The sequence below is a fragment of the Streptomyces akebiae genome (assembly GCF_019599145.1).
In the GTDB taxonomy this organism is placed as follows: Bacteria; Actinomycetota; Actinomycetes; order Streptomycetales; family Streptomycetaceae; genus Streptomyces; species Streptomyces akebiae.
The window spans coordinates 3,318,137-3,334,169 of the sequence record NZ_CP080647.1 but is presented as its reverse complement, the minus strand read 5'-3'; the positions used below and the strand labels follow the sequence as shown (position 1 = coordinate 3,334,169).

The following is a 16,033-nucleotide window of genomic DNA, read 5'->3' as shown; positions in this document are numbered from 1 at the left end:
GCGGGGGTGGGGGCGGGGTTGAGCACCCGGGGACCGCCCGCAGGGGGTGGAAGTGGGGAAAACCCGGACGCGGCGGTGGGCGCGGACCTACTCTCGAGTTGTGCCAGGCGCGTCCGGCCGGGTGCTTGTTGTGGACGACAACAAGGTCATCCGGCAGCTGATCAGGGTCAACCTCGAGCTGGAGGGCTTCGAGGTGGTGACCGCGGCCGATGGTGCCGAGTGCCTGGACGTCGTTCATCAGGTGCGGCCCGATCTCATCACCCTCGACGTCGTCATGCCTCGGCTCGATGGTCTTAGTGCTGCCGCCCAGCTCCGTGGGGATCCGCGGACGCGACGTCTCCCGCTCGCCATCATCAGCGCCTGCAACCAGTACGAGGTCGAGGCCGGGCTCGACGTCGGCGTCGACGCGTTCCTCGCCAAGCCCTTCGAACCGAGCGAACTCGTCGCCTTGGTGCGTCAGTTGGTCGAGCGCGCGCATGGCGCGGGTGGTGAGGCCGTGCCGGACGGGGGCGGCGTCGACAGTCCAGTCGTCACTGCCACCAACGCCGCTTCCGGCGCCGCTGTCACCCATGTCCCCGCCGCTTCTGGCCCTGCCGTCGCGTCCCCCTCCGCCGGTGCCCCGGCCAGCGGCATCGGGAACGCGAGCGAGCACCCCGAACGTGCGGAGCACGCCGAACGTGCGGAGCGCGCCGGCCGCACATGATGTTGACGGCGGGGTTTCCAGAGGTTGCGTAGTCCGGTGATCTCGGAGCCTCCGTCCCGGTGACGCCTGTCGCCCCCCACTCCGGCTCCGGCACATCCCACCCCCACTGCTCTCCCCTATGCAGTCCCACCCGCCCGTCCACATCGCGGACCGCGAGGTAAACCGGTTCGCATACCCACCCCCCTCCTCCCATACGCTTGTCCCCGTGACCCCCGTCGAGCTCTCCCGCACCGTGCTGCGCGCGGTGCGTCGTGCTGTGGACGAGGGGGAGCTGAGCGTGGCGGTGCCCGCACGCGCGGTCGTCACTCCGCCCGGGCCCGGCGGACGAGGGGACTACGCGACGAACATCGCCCTGCAACTGGCCCGGCCCGCCGGCCGCCCCCCGTTGCAGGTCGCCGAGATACTGCGCCCCCACCTCAGCCGTACCGAAGGCGTCGCCGCCGTCGAGATCACCGGCCCCGGCTTTCTCAACATCCACCTCGACCGGGCCGCCGTCACCGCCCTGGTGCGCCGGATCCGGGGAGATCAGGACACACGGAGCGCCCAGGACATCCAGGATGCCCAGGACGCCCAGAACAGCCAGGGCAACCGCCCCCGCCCAGGCCCCGCCCCCGCCACGCTCCCCTACGGTCACAGCGACACCCTCGCCGGGCACGTCGTCCGGCTGCGCATCCCGTACGACATCCGCGCCGAGGTCGTCGCGGACGCGCTCGTACGGATCGTCGGCAGCCAGGGCGGTCGAGTCGAGGTCGATCACATCCGGCCCCCCGCCGCCGCCGAGGGCGCCGACACCTCCCTCGACGGTTCCGGAGAACCCGGCCCGCCACGTGAACCCCGTGCCGGTGACCCCGGTCGGCCCGGCGAGATCACCGAGCCCGGCCGCCCCCGCTACGGCACCACCGGCTCAGGCGCGCCCGGTGATCCGGAATCGGCCACCACCCCCATCGATCTCCGACCCGTCCCCGCCCCGGAGGACCCCACCCCCCTCGGCCCCGACGCCCTCCGCTGGGCCCTTCTGCACCCGGCCGCCCACGACCGCCCCCGGATCACGGCGGACCTCCTGGTGCAGCGGGCAGCCAACCCCCTCTTCCGCGTCCGGTACGCCCACGCCCGTGCCCGCGCACTCACCCGCAACGCCGCGGCCCTCGGTTTCACCGGCACCCCGGGTGACCTGAACACCCCCGACGCCCTGCCCACCTCGCGCCCGGCCCCTGCCGTCACCACCCCAGACGCCCCGCCCGCGCCCCCCACCGCCGTCGCCACCCCCGACGTGACCACCCCCCTCGTCAGCGCCCTCACCGAATACCCGTCCACCCTCGCCCGAGCGGCCACGCACCGCGCTCCCGATCGTCTCGCCCGGCACCTGGTCGTCCTCGCCGACGCCCTGCTCGCTTTCCAGCACACGGTGCTGCCGCGCGGCGACGAGAAACCCTCGGCCGCCCACCGGGCCCGGCTGGCCCTTGCCGAAGCAGCCGGGACGGTGCTGGCCGGCGGCCTGTCCCTGCTCGGCATCGACGCACCCGAATATCTCTGAGCGAGCCCGCGGAGCCCATAGCCACAGCCCCAGGAGCCGACGGCCGAGAGTCGACAACAGACCGCAGACCGCAGACCGCAGACCGCCGAGGCAGCCAGCCGACAGCAGAAAGCCGACAGCCGAGGCAGCCAGCCGACAGCAGAAAGCCCACAGCCGAGGCAGCCAACCGAAAGCCGAAAGCCGAAAGCCGAAAGCCGACAGCCGAAGCGCAAGCGCCCCCCGCAGTCGACATCCCAGCCGACGCCCGCCCCACCTCCCGGTCCACGCCCCACCCCCGGCCGACCGCGCCCCCTCAGAGAGCACACAGAAAGCCGTACAGACATGAGCCGTTCCGCACACCCCGCCGGGCCCCGTCACGCCGACGTGCTTCCCGAGGGGCACTACACCGCCCCGCCCGCCGACCTGAACACGCTGGACCCGAAGGTGTGGGCGCAGACCGTCACCCGTACCCCCGACGGGGTCGTCAGCGTCGGTGGGATCGATGTGAAGGCGCTCGCGGAGGAGTTCGGTACGCCGGCGTACTTCGTCGACGAGGCCGACTTCCGCGCGCGGGCGCGCGCCTGGCGCACCGCGTTCGGGCAGGACGCCGACGTGTTCTACGCGGGCAAGGCGTTCCTGTCCCGGGCCATCGTGCGCTGGCTGCACGAGGAGGGGCTCAACCTCGACGTCTGCTCCGGCGGTGAACTCACGACCGCGCTCTCCGCCGGTATGCCCGCCGACCGCATCGCCTTCCACGGCAACAACAAGTCCGAGGAGGAGATCCGCCGGGCCGTCGAGGCCGGCGTCGGGCGGATCGTGCTCGACTCGTTCCAGGAGATCGCGCGGGTCGCGCACATCGCCCAGTCGCTCGGCACGCGGCAGCGGGTGCAGATCCGCGTCACCGTCGGCGTCGAGGCGCACACCCACGAGTTCATCGCCACCGCCCACGAGGACCAGAAGTTCGGGATCCCGCTGGCCGGGGGGCAGGCCGCCGAGGCCGTACGGCGGGCGCTCAAGCTCGACGGGCTCGAACTCATCGGGATCCACAGCCACATCGGTTCGCAGATCTTCGACACCTCCGGGTTCGAGGTCGCCGCCCACCGGGTGGTCGGGCTGCTCAAGGAGATCCGTGACGAGCACGGCGTCGAGCTGCCCGAGATCGACCTCGGCGGCGGGCTCGGGATCGCCTACACCAGCGACGACGACCCCCGTGAGCCCCACGAGATCGCCAAGGCGCTGACCGAGATCGTCAACCGGGAGTGCGACGCCGCCAGGCTGCGCGCCCCGCGTATCTCCGTCGAGCCGGGGCGGGCCATCGTCGGGCCCACCGCCTTCACGCTCTACGAGGTCGGCACCATCAAGCCGCTGGACGGGCTGCGGACGTACGTCTCCGTGGACGGGGGCATGTCCGACAACATCAGGACCGCGTTGTACGACGCCGAGTACAGCGTCGCGCTGGTGTCGCGTACCTCCGACGCCGAGCCGATGCTCGCGCGCGTGGTCGGCAAGCACTGCGAGAGCGGTGACATCGTGGTGAGGGACGCGTTCCTGCCGGCGGACCTGGCACCGGGTGACCTGATCGCCGTACCGGCCACCGGCGCGTACTGCCGTTCCATGGCGAGCAATTACAACCACGTCCTGCGCCCGCCGGTCGTCGCCGTCAATGATGGAGAGGCCCGTGTCATCGTCCGCCGGGAGACGGAGGAGGATCTTCTCCGTCTCGACGTCGGCTGAGGCGCGGAGCCGGAATTCACGAGCCGGAAGATCTCCGTCTTCCGGCGCTGAGAAAATGAAATAGATGTCTCACGATCCGGACCGGGGATAGAAACTCCCGTCCGGTGAGTGAGACTGGTCCCACCGTGTTCGGTATGTCGGTATGTGAGGAAACGAGGTCGGATGATGCGTACGCGTCCGCTGAAGGTGGCGCTGCTGGGCTGTGGGGTTGTCGGCTCAGAGGTGGCGCGCATCATGACGACGCACGCCGACGACCTCGCCGCGCGCATCGGCGCGCCGGTCGAGCTCGCGGGCGTGGCCGTCCGGCGGCCCTCACGGGTGCGTGAGGGCATCGACCCGGCGCTCGTCACCACCGACGCGACCGCCCTGGTCAAACGGGGGGACATCGACGTCGTCGTCGAGGTCATCGGCGGTATCGAGCCCGCCCGCTCCCTCATCACCACCGCGTTCGAGTACGGCGCCTCCGTCGTCTCCGCGAACAAGGCCCTCCTCGCCCAGGACGGCGCCGCCCTGCACGCCGCCGCCGGGGACCACGACGCGGACCTCTACTACGAGGCCGCCGTCGCCGGCGCCATCCCGCTGATCCGGCCGCTGCGCGAGTCCCTCGCCGGCGACAAGATCAACCGGGTGATGGGCATCGTCAACGGGACGACCAACTTCATCCTCGACAAGATGGACTCCACGGGCGCCGGATATCAGGAGGCCCTCGACGAGGCCACCGCCCTCGGGTACGCGGAGGCCGACCCGACCGCCGACGTCGAGGGCTTCGACGCCGCCGCCAAGGCCGCGATCCTCGCCGGTATCGCCTTCCACTCGCGCGTGCGGCTCGACGACGTGTACCGCGAGGGCATGACCGAGGTGACGGCGGCCGACTTCGCCTCCGCCAAGAACATGGGCTGCACCATCAAACTGCTCGCCATCTGCGAGCGGGCCGCGGACGGCGGCTCCGTCACCGCGCGCGTGCACCCCGCGATGATCCCGCTGACCCACCCCCTCGCCTCCGTGCGCGGCGCCTACAACGCCGTGTTCGTGGAGTCGGACGCCGCCGGGCAGTTGATGTTCTACGGTCCCGGCGCGGGCGGTGCCCCCACCGCCTCCGCCGTCCTCGGCGACCTCGTGGCCGTGTGCCGCAACCGGCTCGCGGGATCCACCGGACCTGGCGAGTCCGCCTACGCCGCCCTGCCGGTCTCGCCGATGGGCGAGGTCGTCACGCGCTACCACATCAGCCTCGACGTCGCCGACAAACCGGGAGTTCTCGCCCAGGTGGCGACCGTGTTCGCGGAGCACGGTGTGTCGATCGATACGGTTCGGCAGCAGGGCAAGGACGGCGAGGCCTCTCTCGTCGTCGTCACCCACCGCGCCTCCGACGCCTCCCTCACCGGGACCGTCGAGGCGCTGCGCAACCTCGACACCGTGCGGGGTGTCGCCAGCATCATGCGGGTTGAAGGAGAGTAACCAGCAATGACCCACCAATGGCGCGGAATCATCGAGGAGTACCGGGACCGGCTGCCCGTCTCCGACACCACGCCGGTCGTGACGCTCCGCGAGGGCGGCACGCCCCTCGTACCCGCGCAGGTGCTCTCCGAGCGCACGGGCTGCGAGGTCCACCTCAAGGTGGAGGGCGCCAACCCGACCGGATCCTTCAAGGACCGCGGGATGACCATGGCCATCACGCGCGCGAAGGAAGAGGGCGCGAAGGCCGTCATCTGTGCCTCGACGGGCAACACCTCTGCCTCCGCGGCCGCCTACGCCGTACGCGCGGGCATGGTCTCGGCCGTGCTCGTCCCGCGGGGCAAGATCGCGCTGGGCAAGATGGGCCAGGCCCTGGTGCACGGCGCGAAGATCCTCCAGGTCGACGGCAACTTCGACGACTGCCTCACCCTCGCGCGTGAACTGAGCGACAACTACCCGGTGGCGCTGGTCAATTCGGTGAACCCGGTGCGCATCGAGGGCCAGAAGACCGCCGCGTTCGAGATCGTGGACATGCTCGGCGACGCGCCCGACATCCACGTCCTGCCGGTGGGCAACGCGGGCAACATCACGGCGTACTGGAAGGGCTACAAGGAGTACGCCGCCGACGGCATCGCCGCGAAGACGCCCCGCATGTGGGGCTTCCAGGCCTCCGGCTCCGCGCCGATCGTGCGCGGCGAGGTCGTCAAGGACCCGTCGACGATCGCCACCGCGATCCGCATCGGCAACCCCGCGTCCTGGCAGTACGCCTTGGCCGCGCGGGACGAGTCGGGCGGCTTCATCGACGAGGTGACGGACCGTGAGATCCTGCGCGCCTACCGGCTGTTGGCCGCTCAGGAGGGTGTCTTCGTGGAGCCCGCCTCCGCCGCCTCCGTGGCCGGTCTGCTGAAGGCCGCCGAGCAGGGCAAGGTCGACCCGGGCCAGACCGTCGTCTGCACGGTCACCGGCAACGGCCTCAAGGACCCGGACTGGGCCGTCGCGGGCGCCCCGCAGCCCGTCACGGTCCCGGTGGACGCGGCGACGGCGGCCGAGCGCCTCGGTCTCGCGTAACCTCACGCCGGGCCGCTCGCGTATCCTCTCGCCCAGCCGTTCGAAAAGACCTGAGAGCCGCGCGTAGACGTCGATTCTCGGGGGATAACCCTGACAGGACCCGACAGGGGGTGCACAGGGGGCTTACGACACGCATCGTGCGCCTCCTGTGCGCCCTATGTCGCCACAGAACCTTCCTTCGATAGGCTGTGGTGAACCCGCCCGCCGCATATGCCCCGCAAGGGTGCGGCGCCGCGCCGTCTTGAGCGGCCGCAGGGTTTCACCTACCTACCGAATGTCATTCGACAATCGTCAATCTCGCAGCTCAAGGAGAGTCATCGAGCGATGGCCGGTCCAGCGTTCCGCGCCGCCGCCGTACGGGTGCGCGTCCCCGCCACCAGCGCCAACCTCGGTCCGGGCTTCGACGCCCTGGGCCTGTCGCTGGGGCTCTACGACGACGTGGTCGTCCGGGTGGCCGACTCCGGCCTGCACGTCGACATCGCGGGGGAGGGCAGCGAGACCCTCCCGCGCGACGAGCGGCACCTGCTCGTCCGCTCCCTGCGCACCGCCTTCGACCTGCTGGGCGGACAGCCCCGGGGCCTGGAGATCGTGTGTGCCAACCGCATCCCGCACGGCCGCGGCCTCGGCTCCTCCTCCGCCGCCATCTGCGCCGGCATCGTCGCCGCCCGCGCCGTGACCATAGGCGGCGACAACCGGCTCGACGACGCCGCGCTGCTCGAACTGGCCACGGAGATCGAGGGTCACCCCGACAACGTCGCGGCCTGCCTCCTCGGTGGTTTCACCCTCTCCTGGATGGAGGGCGGCGCCGCGCGGGCGATCAGGATGGATCCCGCGGATTCCGTCGTTCCGGTGGTTTTCGTCCCGGGGAAGCCCGTGCTGACGGAGACGGCGCGCGGACTGCTTCCGCGCAACGTCCCGCACGTCGACGCAGCCACCAACGCGGGCCGGGCGGCCCTCCTCGTGGAAGCCCTGACCAGGCGCCCCGAGCTGCTGCTGCCCGCCACCGAGGACCGGCTGCACCAGGATTACCGGGCGCCCGCCATGCCGGAGAGCACGGCCCTGGTCGAGCGACTGCGGGCCGACGGCGTCCCGGCGGTCATCTCCGGCGCCGGACCCACGGTCCTGGCCCTGGCCGACGAGGCCAGTGCCGACAAGGTGGCCGATCTCGCGGGTGCGGGATGGGCCGCCAACCGGCTGGACCTCGACGCCCGAGGGGCGTGTGTCCTGCCGCTCACCACCACCGTCGCCGAGCCCGGCGCCGACAGCGGCGACGACTAGGCGTTCGGTTGCCGGATTTCGAGAGGGGGAATGTTTGTTGGATCCGGTAGTGTTAACCTCAAGTCTGCACCTGCCCCAGCCATGGCGAGGTGCTTATCGTCCCCCTCCGGGACAACCATTCTTCCGGGAGTCTCCCAAGCCGCACTGCGCTTCGTACGTCAAGCTGTACGCCGTACGCAGGCACTGAGCGGTCTGCCGAGCAGGCTCCGGAACCGGCGTGGCCGAGCCGCGTGACACAGACACTCAGTGCCACGGCCCGGAAAGCGCCGAATCACCAGATATCTCTTCCGCCGCCTTTGGCGGACCACCGCCCCGGCACGGTCCCACCCAACAGGGCCGAAGCCGGACAGCACAAACGGTCGCCGAGCCAGAAGGCCGACGTCCGCTCCAGGGAAGGACCCTTCGTGAGCGACACCACCGATCTGATGGGCGCACGTGTCGAGGACACCGCTGCCGCGCCCGCCACGGACGCCGCGCCTGCCAGCGGTGCCGGCTCCCGGCGGCGCCGTGGTACCGGCCTCGAGGGCATGGTGCTGGCCGAGCTGCAGCAGGTCGCATCCGGCCTCGGCATCAGGGGCACCGCGCGGATGCGCAAGAGCCAGCTGATCGAGGTCATCAAGGAGGCGCAGGCGGGAGGGGGTGCCCCGGCCAAGGCCGAGGCCGCCGCCGAGACCAAGCCGAAGCGCCGCGCCACCTCGAAGGCGCGTTTGGCCACCGCCGATGCCGCGCAGACGGGCGACGACACCGCCCCGGCCGAGAAGGCCACCGCCAAGAAGGCCGCGGCGCCCGCCGAGAAGGCCGAGAAGGCCGTGGCCCAGCAGCAGATCGAGATCCCCGGCCAGCCGGCCGGTGGCGACGAGGCGCCCACCGAGCGCCGTCGGCGCCGGGCCACCGCCGACGCGGGCAGCCCCGAGACGGTCACCGCCGAGGCGAAGAGCGAGCCGAAGGCCGAGACCCCGGCAGCGACCGCCGAGACCAAGGGCGACGCCGGTGACCAGGGCGGCGAGGGCCGTCAGGGCCGCCGCGAGCGTGGCCGTGACCGGGGCGAGCGTGGGGACCGCGGTGAGCGCGGCGACCGCGGCCGCCGTGGCAAGGGCGACGAGCAGCAGGGCGGCGGTGGGCCGCAGCGCGACCGCGGTCAGCAGCAGGGCCAGCAGCAGGGCGGCGGCCGTCAGGACCGCCAGCGTGACAACGGCCCGCAGGACGACGACGACTTCGACGGCGGACGCCGTGGCCGTCGCGGCCGCTACCGCGACCGCCGTGGCCGTCGCGGCCGTGACGAGATCGGCGCCCCCGAGCCGCAGCTCGCCGACGACGACGTCCTGATCCCCGTCGCGGGCATCCTGGACATCCTCGACAACTACGCCTTCATCCGTACCTCGGGCTACCTGCCCGGCCCGAACGACGTGTACGTCTCCCTCGCCCAGGTCCGCAAGAACGGCCTGCGCAAGGGTGACCACGTCACCGGTGCCGTGCGTCAGCCCAAGGAGGGCGAGCGCCGCGAGAAGTTCAACGCGCTGGTGCGGCTCGACTCCGTCAACGGCATGGCGCCCGAACACGGCCGTGGCCGCCCGGAGTTCAACAAGCTGACGCCGCTGTACCCGCAGGACCGCCTCCGGCTGGAGACGGACCCGGGCGTGCTCACCACCCGCATCATCGACCTGGTCTCGCCCATCGGTAAGGGCCAGCGCGGTCTGATCGTGGCCCCGCCGAAGACCGGTAAGACCATGATCATGCAGGCGGTCGCCAACGCGATCACGCACAACAACCCCGAGTGCCACCTGATGGTCGTCCTCGTCGACGAGCGTCCGGAAGAGGTCACCGACATGCAGCGGTCGGTGAAGGGCGAGGTCATCTCCTCGACCTTCGACCGCCCGGCCGAGGACCACACGACGGTCGCCGAGCTCGCCATCGAGCGTGCCAAGCGCCTCGTCGAGCTGGGCCACGACGTGGTCGTGCTCCTCGACTCGATCACGCGTCTGGGCCGCGCCTACAACCTGGCGGCGCCGGCCTCCGGCCGCATCCTGTCCGGTGGTGTCGACTCGACCGCCCTGTACCCGCCGAAGCGCTTCTTCGGTGCGGCCCGCAACATCGAGGACGGCGGCTCGCTGACCATCCTCGCCACCGCCCTGGTGGACACCGGGTCCCGCATGGACGAGGTGATCTTCGAGGAGTTCAAGGGCACCGGCAACATGGAGCTCAAGCTCGACCGCAAGCTCGCCGACAAGCGCATCTTCCCGGCGGTGGACGTGGACGCGTCCGGTACCCGTAAGGAAGAGATCCTGCTCGGCAACGAGGAGCTGGCGGTCGTCTGGAAGCTGCGCCGGGTGCTGCACGCGCTCGACCAGCAGCAGGCCATCGAGCTGCTCCTCGACAAGATGAAGCAGACCAAGTCGAACGTCGAGTTCCTGATGCAGATCCAGAAGACGACGCCGACGCCCGGTAACGGCGACTAGGTCCCGTACCTCCGCAAGCGCTGGGGCCACCCTCTTTGTGAGGGTGGCCCCAGTTTTCTGTATGCGACACGTGTACGATCACGGTCTTCTACGATCAGTTTCTGCACTATCTGATCAACCTATGCACTCCCAGGGGGGAATTGAGTGGCTAGACGTTTGTCCGGAGCCATGGCCGCCGCGATAGCCGGGACGCTGCTGATGTCGTCCGCGAGTGCGGCCGGCGCCGACAGCACCTCGACACCGAACGAGGCGGATGTACGGATCGCCAAGGCGATGGCGGCGGACGACACCGCGGGTGTGGCGACGCGGGAGCCGTCGTCCACCGAGAGTGCGGACAGCGACAGCGACGGCGACAGTGGACTGAAGCCGTCCGCCCAGATCATCGGCGGGTCGGAGACGACCATCGCCTCCGCGCCGTGGATGGCGCAGCTCTGGTACTACGACGAGACGCAGGACCTCGGCTTCTTCTGCGGCGGCACGGTCGTCTCGCCGACGAAGATCCTCACCGCCGCGCACTGTGTCGACAAGAACTACTACAACTGGGTCAAGTACGGCGAGATCGTCACCGGCACCGATCAGCTGCCCACCGCCGTCTACAACGACGACGACAGCTTCGACCACCTCGACTACCACGGTGGCACCCCGAGCAAGGTCTCGCGCCAGTGGAACCACTCCTCGTGGGACGAGGAGGCGATCGACAACGACGTCGCGGTCCTCACGCTGGCCAGTCCCGTCAAGGCCACGCCGATCAAGATGACGACGTCGACCGACACGGCCTCGTACACGGCGGGCACCAGCGCGAAGGTCTACGGCTGGGGCCGTACCACCTCCACCAACAACGACATCTCGCAGACGCTGAAGACGGCCACGCTGCCGATCGTCAGCGACACGACCTGCGCGAACACGTGGAGCCCCTACTTCATCAAGGGGCACATGGTCTGCGCGGGCAAGCCCGCCGGCGGCACCGACGCCACGACCACCGCCACCTGCAACGGTGACTCCGGTGGCCCGCTCGTCGTGGGCAACAAGGTCGTCGGCGTCGTCTCGTGGGGCGTCGAGGACTGTGTGTACAAGGGCGCCTACCCGGTCTTCGCGAAGGTCAGCAAGTACGTCGGCGCGACCCAGCCGCGGGTCGACGACGCCGCCATCACCCGCGACGGCAAGGCCGACGTCTTCCTGCGCAACAAGGAGACCGGCACGGGCTACGTCCGCGCCTCCACGGGCTCCAAGCTCGCCGACCGCAAGGCCCTGACCGAAGAGGGCAGCTGGAAGGGCTACAACCTGGTCCAGCAGACCGACCTGAACCGGGACGGCTACCAGGACTTCGTCCTGCGCCGCTCCTCCGACGGTGACGTCTTCTGGCGGCGGTACGTGCCCTCGTCCAGCAGTTGGACGACCACGCAGATCTTCGACAACTGGACGACCCGTACCCGGATCCTCACCCCCGGCGACGTCACCGGCGACGCCCTGCCCGACCTGCTCTCGGTCGACTCGGCGGGCGCCCTGTGGATCTACCCGGGCAAGGGCAACGGGACGTTCTCGACCCGCGTCAAGGTCGGCACGGGCTGGAACCAGTACAACGCGGTGCTCGGGCACGGCGACTTCACCGGCGACGGCAAGGTCGACCTGATCGCGCGCACCAAGACCGGCTCGAACGTCTACCTCTACAAGGGCGTCGGCAAGTCCGGCACGGGCGCCTTCGCCACCCGGATCAAGGTCCGCTCGGACTGGAGCGCCTACAACACGCTCATCACTCCCGGTGACGTGAGTGGCGACGGCAGGGCGGACCTGCTGGCCCGTACGCCGGCCGGCACGCTGTACCTCTACACGGGCACCGGCAAGGCCACGAGCGAGATCTTCACCACACGGGCCTCGGTCGGCACCAGCTACGCCCAGTACGACCTGCTCGGCTGAAACACCAGGTGAACCCGGTCCCGCCGGGCTCATCCGTCACACACGGTGCCCATCGCGCTTTGCGCGATGGGCACCGTTCGTTGTGCAACCCTTTCCCGGCATATCCCGTCTGACCGGGCGGATGCGGCCACTGAATCGTCGATGAGTGTCGATGAGCGTCGGCGGAGTCATGGCCGTGTCCGACCCGACAGGCCTGGGCCTGAGCGCAGGGGGTAACCGACCGGAGAGAGAACGAGGAGCAGATGTCCGCCGAGAGCACGCCGGACGCCGGCATACCGGGGAAGACCGGCACCACCGGCCCGCGTCACCGCGCGGCCAAGGGCCGCCGCCGCAAGTCCCGCGACGGGCACAGCAGAGCGGCGCTCGCCGTCGTCTGGACCGCCGCGGGCGTCCTGGTACTGGGCGGCACCGGAATCGGCTACCTGTACTTCAAGCTCAACGGCAACATCAAGAGCGTCGACATCAACCAGGCCCTCGGCACCGACCGGCCCCTCGACGTCGACAACGGCTCGCAGGACATCCTGGTCCTCGGCTCCGACACCCGCTCGGGCAGCAACAAGAAGCTCGGCGGTGGCGTCGACGACGGCAGCGCCCGCTCCGACACGGCGATGGTCGTGCACGTCTACGAGGGCCACAAGCGGGCCAGCGTGGTCTCCATCCCCCGGGACACCCTCGTCGAGCGGCCCGAGTGCACCGACGCGAAGGGCCAGGCCCACCCGGCGGCCTCGTACGCGATGTTCAACTCCGCGTACTCCACCGGGGGCGCCGCGTGTGCGGTGAAGACCGTCGAGTCCATGACCGGGATCCGGATGGACCACTACATCGAGATCGACTTCGCGGGCTTCGAGAAGCTGATCAACGTCCTCGGTGGCGTCCCCATCACCACGACCAAGGACATCAAGGACCCCGACAGCCATCTGAACCTGAAGGCCGGGGAGCACACCCTCACCGGCAAGCAGGCGCTCGGGCTCGTCCGCACCCGGCACGGGGTGGGGGACGGGTCGGACCTCGGGCGCATCCAGCTCCAGCAGGCGTTCATCAAGGCGCTGATCGAGCAGGTCAAGTCGGTGGGGATCTTCAGCAGCCCCAAGAAGATCTACGACCTCGCCGAGTCAGCGACCGACGCCGTCACCACCGACTCCGAACTGGACACCGTCAAGGACCTCGCGTCCTTCGCGAACGGCCTCAAGGGCATCAGCTCCAAGAACATGAACATGGTCACGATGCCGGTCCAGTACGACCCCGCCGACCCGAACCGCGTCCTGGTGGACGAGGCGAAGTCGAAGCAGGTCTGGGCGGCCCTGAAGGCCGACGAGACCATCCCGAAGTCGGCGACGAAGGGCACGGCGACGGGCGCCGCCGAGGGCGTCGTGACCGCCGGCACCTGAAGGCGGGGGGAGGGCCGTGGGAATACCTGTGCGCACCCCCTGGTTTTGGGAGATGGCGCCAGTCCTGGCAGACTGGTACGTCGGCTCCGGTTCACGCGCTCGCATCCCGCGGACGCGACCCGGCGCCCTCCCGAAACTAGGAGACACCTTGAAGCGCGACATCCACCCCGAGTACGTCGAGACGCAGGTCAGCTGCACCTGTGGCGCGTCGTTCACCACCCGCAGCACGATCGAGAGCGGCACCATCCGTGCCGAGGTCTGCTCCGAGTGCCACCCGTTCTACACGGGCAAGCAGAAGATCCTCGACACCGGTGGCCGCGTGGCCCGCTTCGAGGCCCGCTTCGGCAAGGCTGCCGCTGCCAAGAAGTAGCGAGCCCCCAGCGCCGGTCCGCGGTGCCCCCATCGGGGGCGTCGGGACCGGCGCTTTGCGGTGCGGCACACAGCTGCGCAGCCCAGGAGTGCAGCCCACTCACAACGTCGTACGTCGTACAGGGAGCCGGAGAGATGTTCGAGGCGGTCGAGGAACTGGTCGGGGAACACGCCGACCTGGAGAAGAAGCTCGCCGACCCGTCGGTCCACGCGGACCAGGCCAACGCGCGCAAGCTCAACAAGCGCTACGCGGAGCTGACCCCGATCGTCGGCACGTACCGCTCCTGGAAGCAGACCGGCGACGACATCGAGACGGCCCGTGAATTCGTCGCGGACGACCCGGACTTCGCAGCCGAGGTCAAGGAGCTGGAGAAGCAGCGCGAGGAGCTGACCGAGAAGCTGCGGCTGCTGCTCGTGCCCCGGGACCCGTCGGACGACAAGGACGTCATCCTGGAGATCAAGGCCGGTGCGGGTGGTGACGAGTCCGCCCTCTTCGCCGGTGACCTGCTCCGGATGTACCTGCGGTACGCCGAGCGCGTCGGCTGGAAGACCGAGATCATCGACTCCACCGAGTCCGAGCTGGGCGGCTACAAGGACGTCCAGGTCGCCGTGAAGACCAAGGGCGGCCAGGGCGCCACCGAGCCCGGCCAGGGCGTCTGGGCCCGGCTGAAGTACGAGGGCGGGGTGCACCGCGTCCAGCGCGTGCCGGCCACCGAGTCGCAGGGCCGTATCCACACCTCCGCCGCCGGTGTGCTGGTCACGCCCGAGGCCGAGGAGGTCGACGTCGAGATCAACATGAACGACCTGCGGATCGACGTCTACCGCTCCTCCGGGCCCGGAGGCCAGTCCGTCAACACCACCGACTCCGCCGTGCGCATCACGCACATTCCCACCGGAGTCGTCGCCTCCTGCCAGAACGAGAAGAGCCAGCTGCAGAACAAGGAGCAGGCGATGCGTATCCTGCGCTCCAGGCTGCTCGCCGCGGCACAGGAGGAGGCGGAGAAGGAAGCCGCCGACGCCCGCCGCAGCCAGGTCCGCACCGTCGACCGCTCCGAGAAGATCCGCACGTACAACTTCCCGGAGAACCGCATCTCGGACCACCGCGTCGGCTTCAAGGCCTACAACCTGGACCAGGTGCTCGACGGTGAACTCGACGCGGTGATCCAGGCCTGTGTCGACGCGGACTCGGCCGCGAAGCTGGCAGCCGCGTAAGGCCGTTTCGAGCACGACCAGTACGACGGAGGACTTGCGTGAACCTGCTGCTCGCGGAAGTGGCCCAGGCCACCCAGCGCCTGGCCGACGCCGGCGTGCCCTCGCCGCGCAACGACGCGGAGGAGCTCGCCGCGTTCGTGCACGGCGTCAAGCGGGGCGAGCTGCACACCGTCAGGGACTCCGACTTCGACGCCCGGTACTGGGAGGTCATCGCCCGGCGCGAGCAGCGTGAGCCGCTCCAGCACATCACCGGGCGCGCCTACTTCCGCTACCTCGAACTTCAGGTCGGACCCGGGGTGTTCGTGCCGCGGCCCGAGACCGAGTCGGTGGTCGGGTGGGCCATAGACGCCGTCCGCGCGATGGACGTCGTCGAGCCGCTCATCGTCGATCTGTGCACCGGCTCCGGTGCCATCGCCCTCGCCCTCGCCCAGGAGGTGCCGCGCTCGCGCGTGCACGCCGTGGAGCTGTCCGAGGACGCCCTGACGTGGACCCGCAAGAACATGGCGGGCTCACGCGTCGACCTGCGCCAGGGCAACGCCCTGGACGCCTTCCGCGACCTCGACGGCCAGGTCGACCTGGTCGTCTCCAACCCCCCGTACATCCCGCTCACCGAGTGGGAGTACGTGGCGCCCGAGGCCCGCGACTACGATCCCCAACTCGCCCTGTTCTCAGGGGAGGACGGCCTGGATCTGATCCGAGGCCTGGAACGCACCGCACACCGGCTCCTGCGCCCGGGCGGTGTCGTCGTCATCGAGCACGCCGACACCCAGGGTGGCCAGGTGCCCTGGATCTTCACCGAGGAGCGGGGCTGGGCCGACGCGGCCGACCACCCGGACCTCAACAACCGGCCGCGGTTCGCGACCGCCCGCAAGGCGCTGCCCTGATGAGCACGAGCATGAGCGCGCGCCCGACGACAACCCCCCAGCAGCAGTACGTGTACGAGGAG

Annotated in this window: 11 protein-coding genes and 1 pseudogene; all 12 read left to right on the top strand. The window is 70.2% G+C overall.

Features of this window, described 5'->3' with window-relative positions:
- Nucleotides 1–52: 52 nt before the first annotated feature.
- Nucleotides 53–490, top strand: a pseudogene (locus tag K1J60_RS47150) (response regulator); the annotation flags it as partial.
- A 418-nt stretch (nt 491–908) separates the two neighbouring features.
- Nucleotides 909–2,237 (top strand): ArgS-related anticodon-binding protein NrtL, encoded by a 1,329-nt coding sequence (nrtL, locus tag K1J60_RS14160; RefSeq protein ID WP_220646531.1) that lies wholly within the window; start codon nt 909–911, stop codon nt 2,235–2,237.
- Between the two features lie 321 nt (nt 2,238–2,558).
- On the top strand, nt 2,559–3,950 hold the full coding sequence (gene lysA / locus K1J60_RS14155) for a diaminopimelate decarboxylase (protein ID WP_220646530.1): 1,392 nt from the start codon (nt 2,559–2,561) through the stop codon (nt 3,948–3,950).
- Between the two features lie 162 nt (nt 3,951–4,112).
- Nucleotides 4,113–5,405 carry a homoserine dehydrogenase gene (locus tag K1J60_RS14150; RefSeq protein ID WP_220646529.1) on the top strand — a complete coding sequence of 431 codons (1,293 nt, stop codon included), beginning with the start codon at nt 4,113–4,115 and terminating at the stop codon, nt 5,403–5,405.
- 6 nt (nt 5,406–5,411) lie between these two features.
- Nucleotides 5,412–6,470 (top strand): threonine synthase, encoded by a 1,059-nt coding sequence (gene thrC, locus K1J60_RS14145; protein WP_220646528.1) that lies wholly within the window; start codon nt 5,412–5,414, stop codon nt 6,468–6,470.
- A gap of 324 nt (nt 6,471–6,794) precedes the next feature.
- Nucleotides 6,795–7,748 carry a homoserine kinase gene (thrB, locus tag K1J60_RS14140; protein WP_220646527.1) on the top strand — a complete coding sequence of 318 codons (954 nt, stop codon included), beginning with the start codon at nt 6,795–6,797 and terminating at the stop codon, nt 7,746–7,748.
- Between the two features lie 404 nt (nt 7,749–8,152).
- A complete protein-coding gene (rho, locus tag K1J60_RS14135; RefSeq protein ID WP_220646526.1) occupies nt 8,153–10,204 on the top strand; it encodes a transcription termination factor Rho in 2,052 nt (683 codons plus the stop codon).
- Between the two features lie 168 nt (nt 10,205–10,372).
- Nucleotides 10,373–12,118 (top strand): trypsin-like serine protease, encoded by a 1,746-nt coding sequence (locus K1J60_RS14130; protein ID WP_220651454.1) that lies wholly within the window; start codon nt 10,373–10,375, stop codon nt 12,116–12,118.
- A gap of 242 nt (nt 12,119–12,360) precedes the next feature.
- Nucleotides 12,361–13,506, top strand: coding sequence for an LCP family protein (locus tag K1J60_RS14125; protein WP_220646525.1), 1,146 nt, complete (start codon nt 12,361–12,363; stop codon nt 13,504–13,506).
- A gap of 148 nt (nt 13,507–13,654) precedes the next feature.
- On the top strand, nt 13,655–13,876 hold the full coding sequence (gene rpmE, locus K1J60_RS14120; protein ID WP_028804216.1) for a 50S ribosomal protein L31: 222 nt from the start codon (nt 13,655–13,657) through the stop codon (nt 13,874–13,876).
- A 134-nt stretch (nt 13,877–14,010) separates the two neighbouring features.
- Nucleotides 14,011–15,087: a peptide chain release factor 1 gene (gene prfA / locus K1J60_RS14115; protein ID WP_220646524.1), complete on the top strand. Its 1,077-nt coding sequence runs from the start codon at nt 14,011–14,013 to the stop codon at nt 15,085–15,087.
- A 38-nt stretch (nt 15,088–15,125) separates the two neighbouring features.
- A complete protein-coding gene (gene prmC, locus K1J60_RS14110; RefSeq protein WP_033526520.1) occupies nt 15,126–15,971 on the top strand; it encodes a peptide chain release factor N(5)-glutamine methyltransferase in 846 nt (281 codons plus the stop codon).
- Nucleotides 15,972–16,033: the final 62 nt, after the last annotated feature.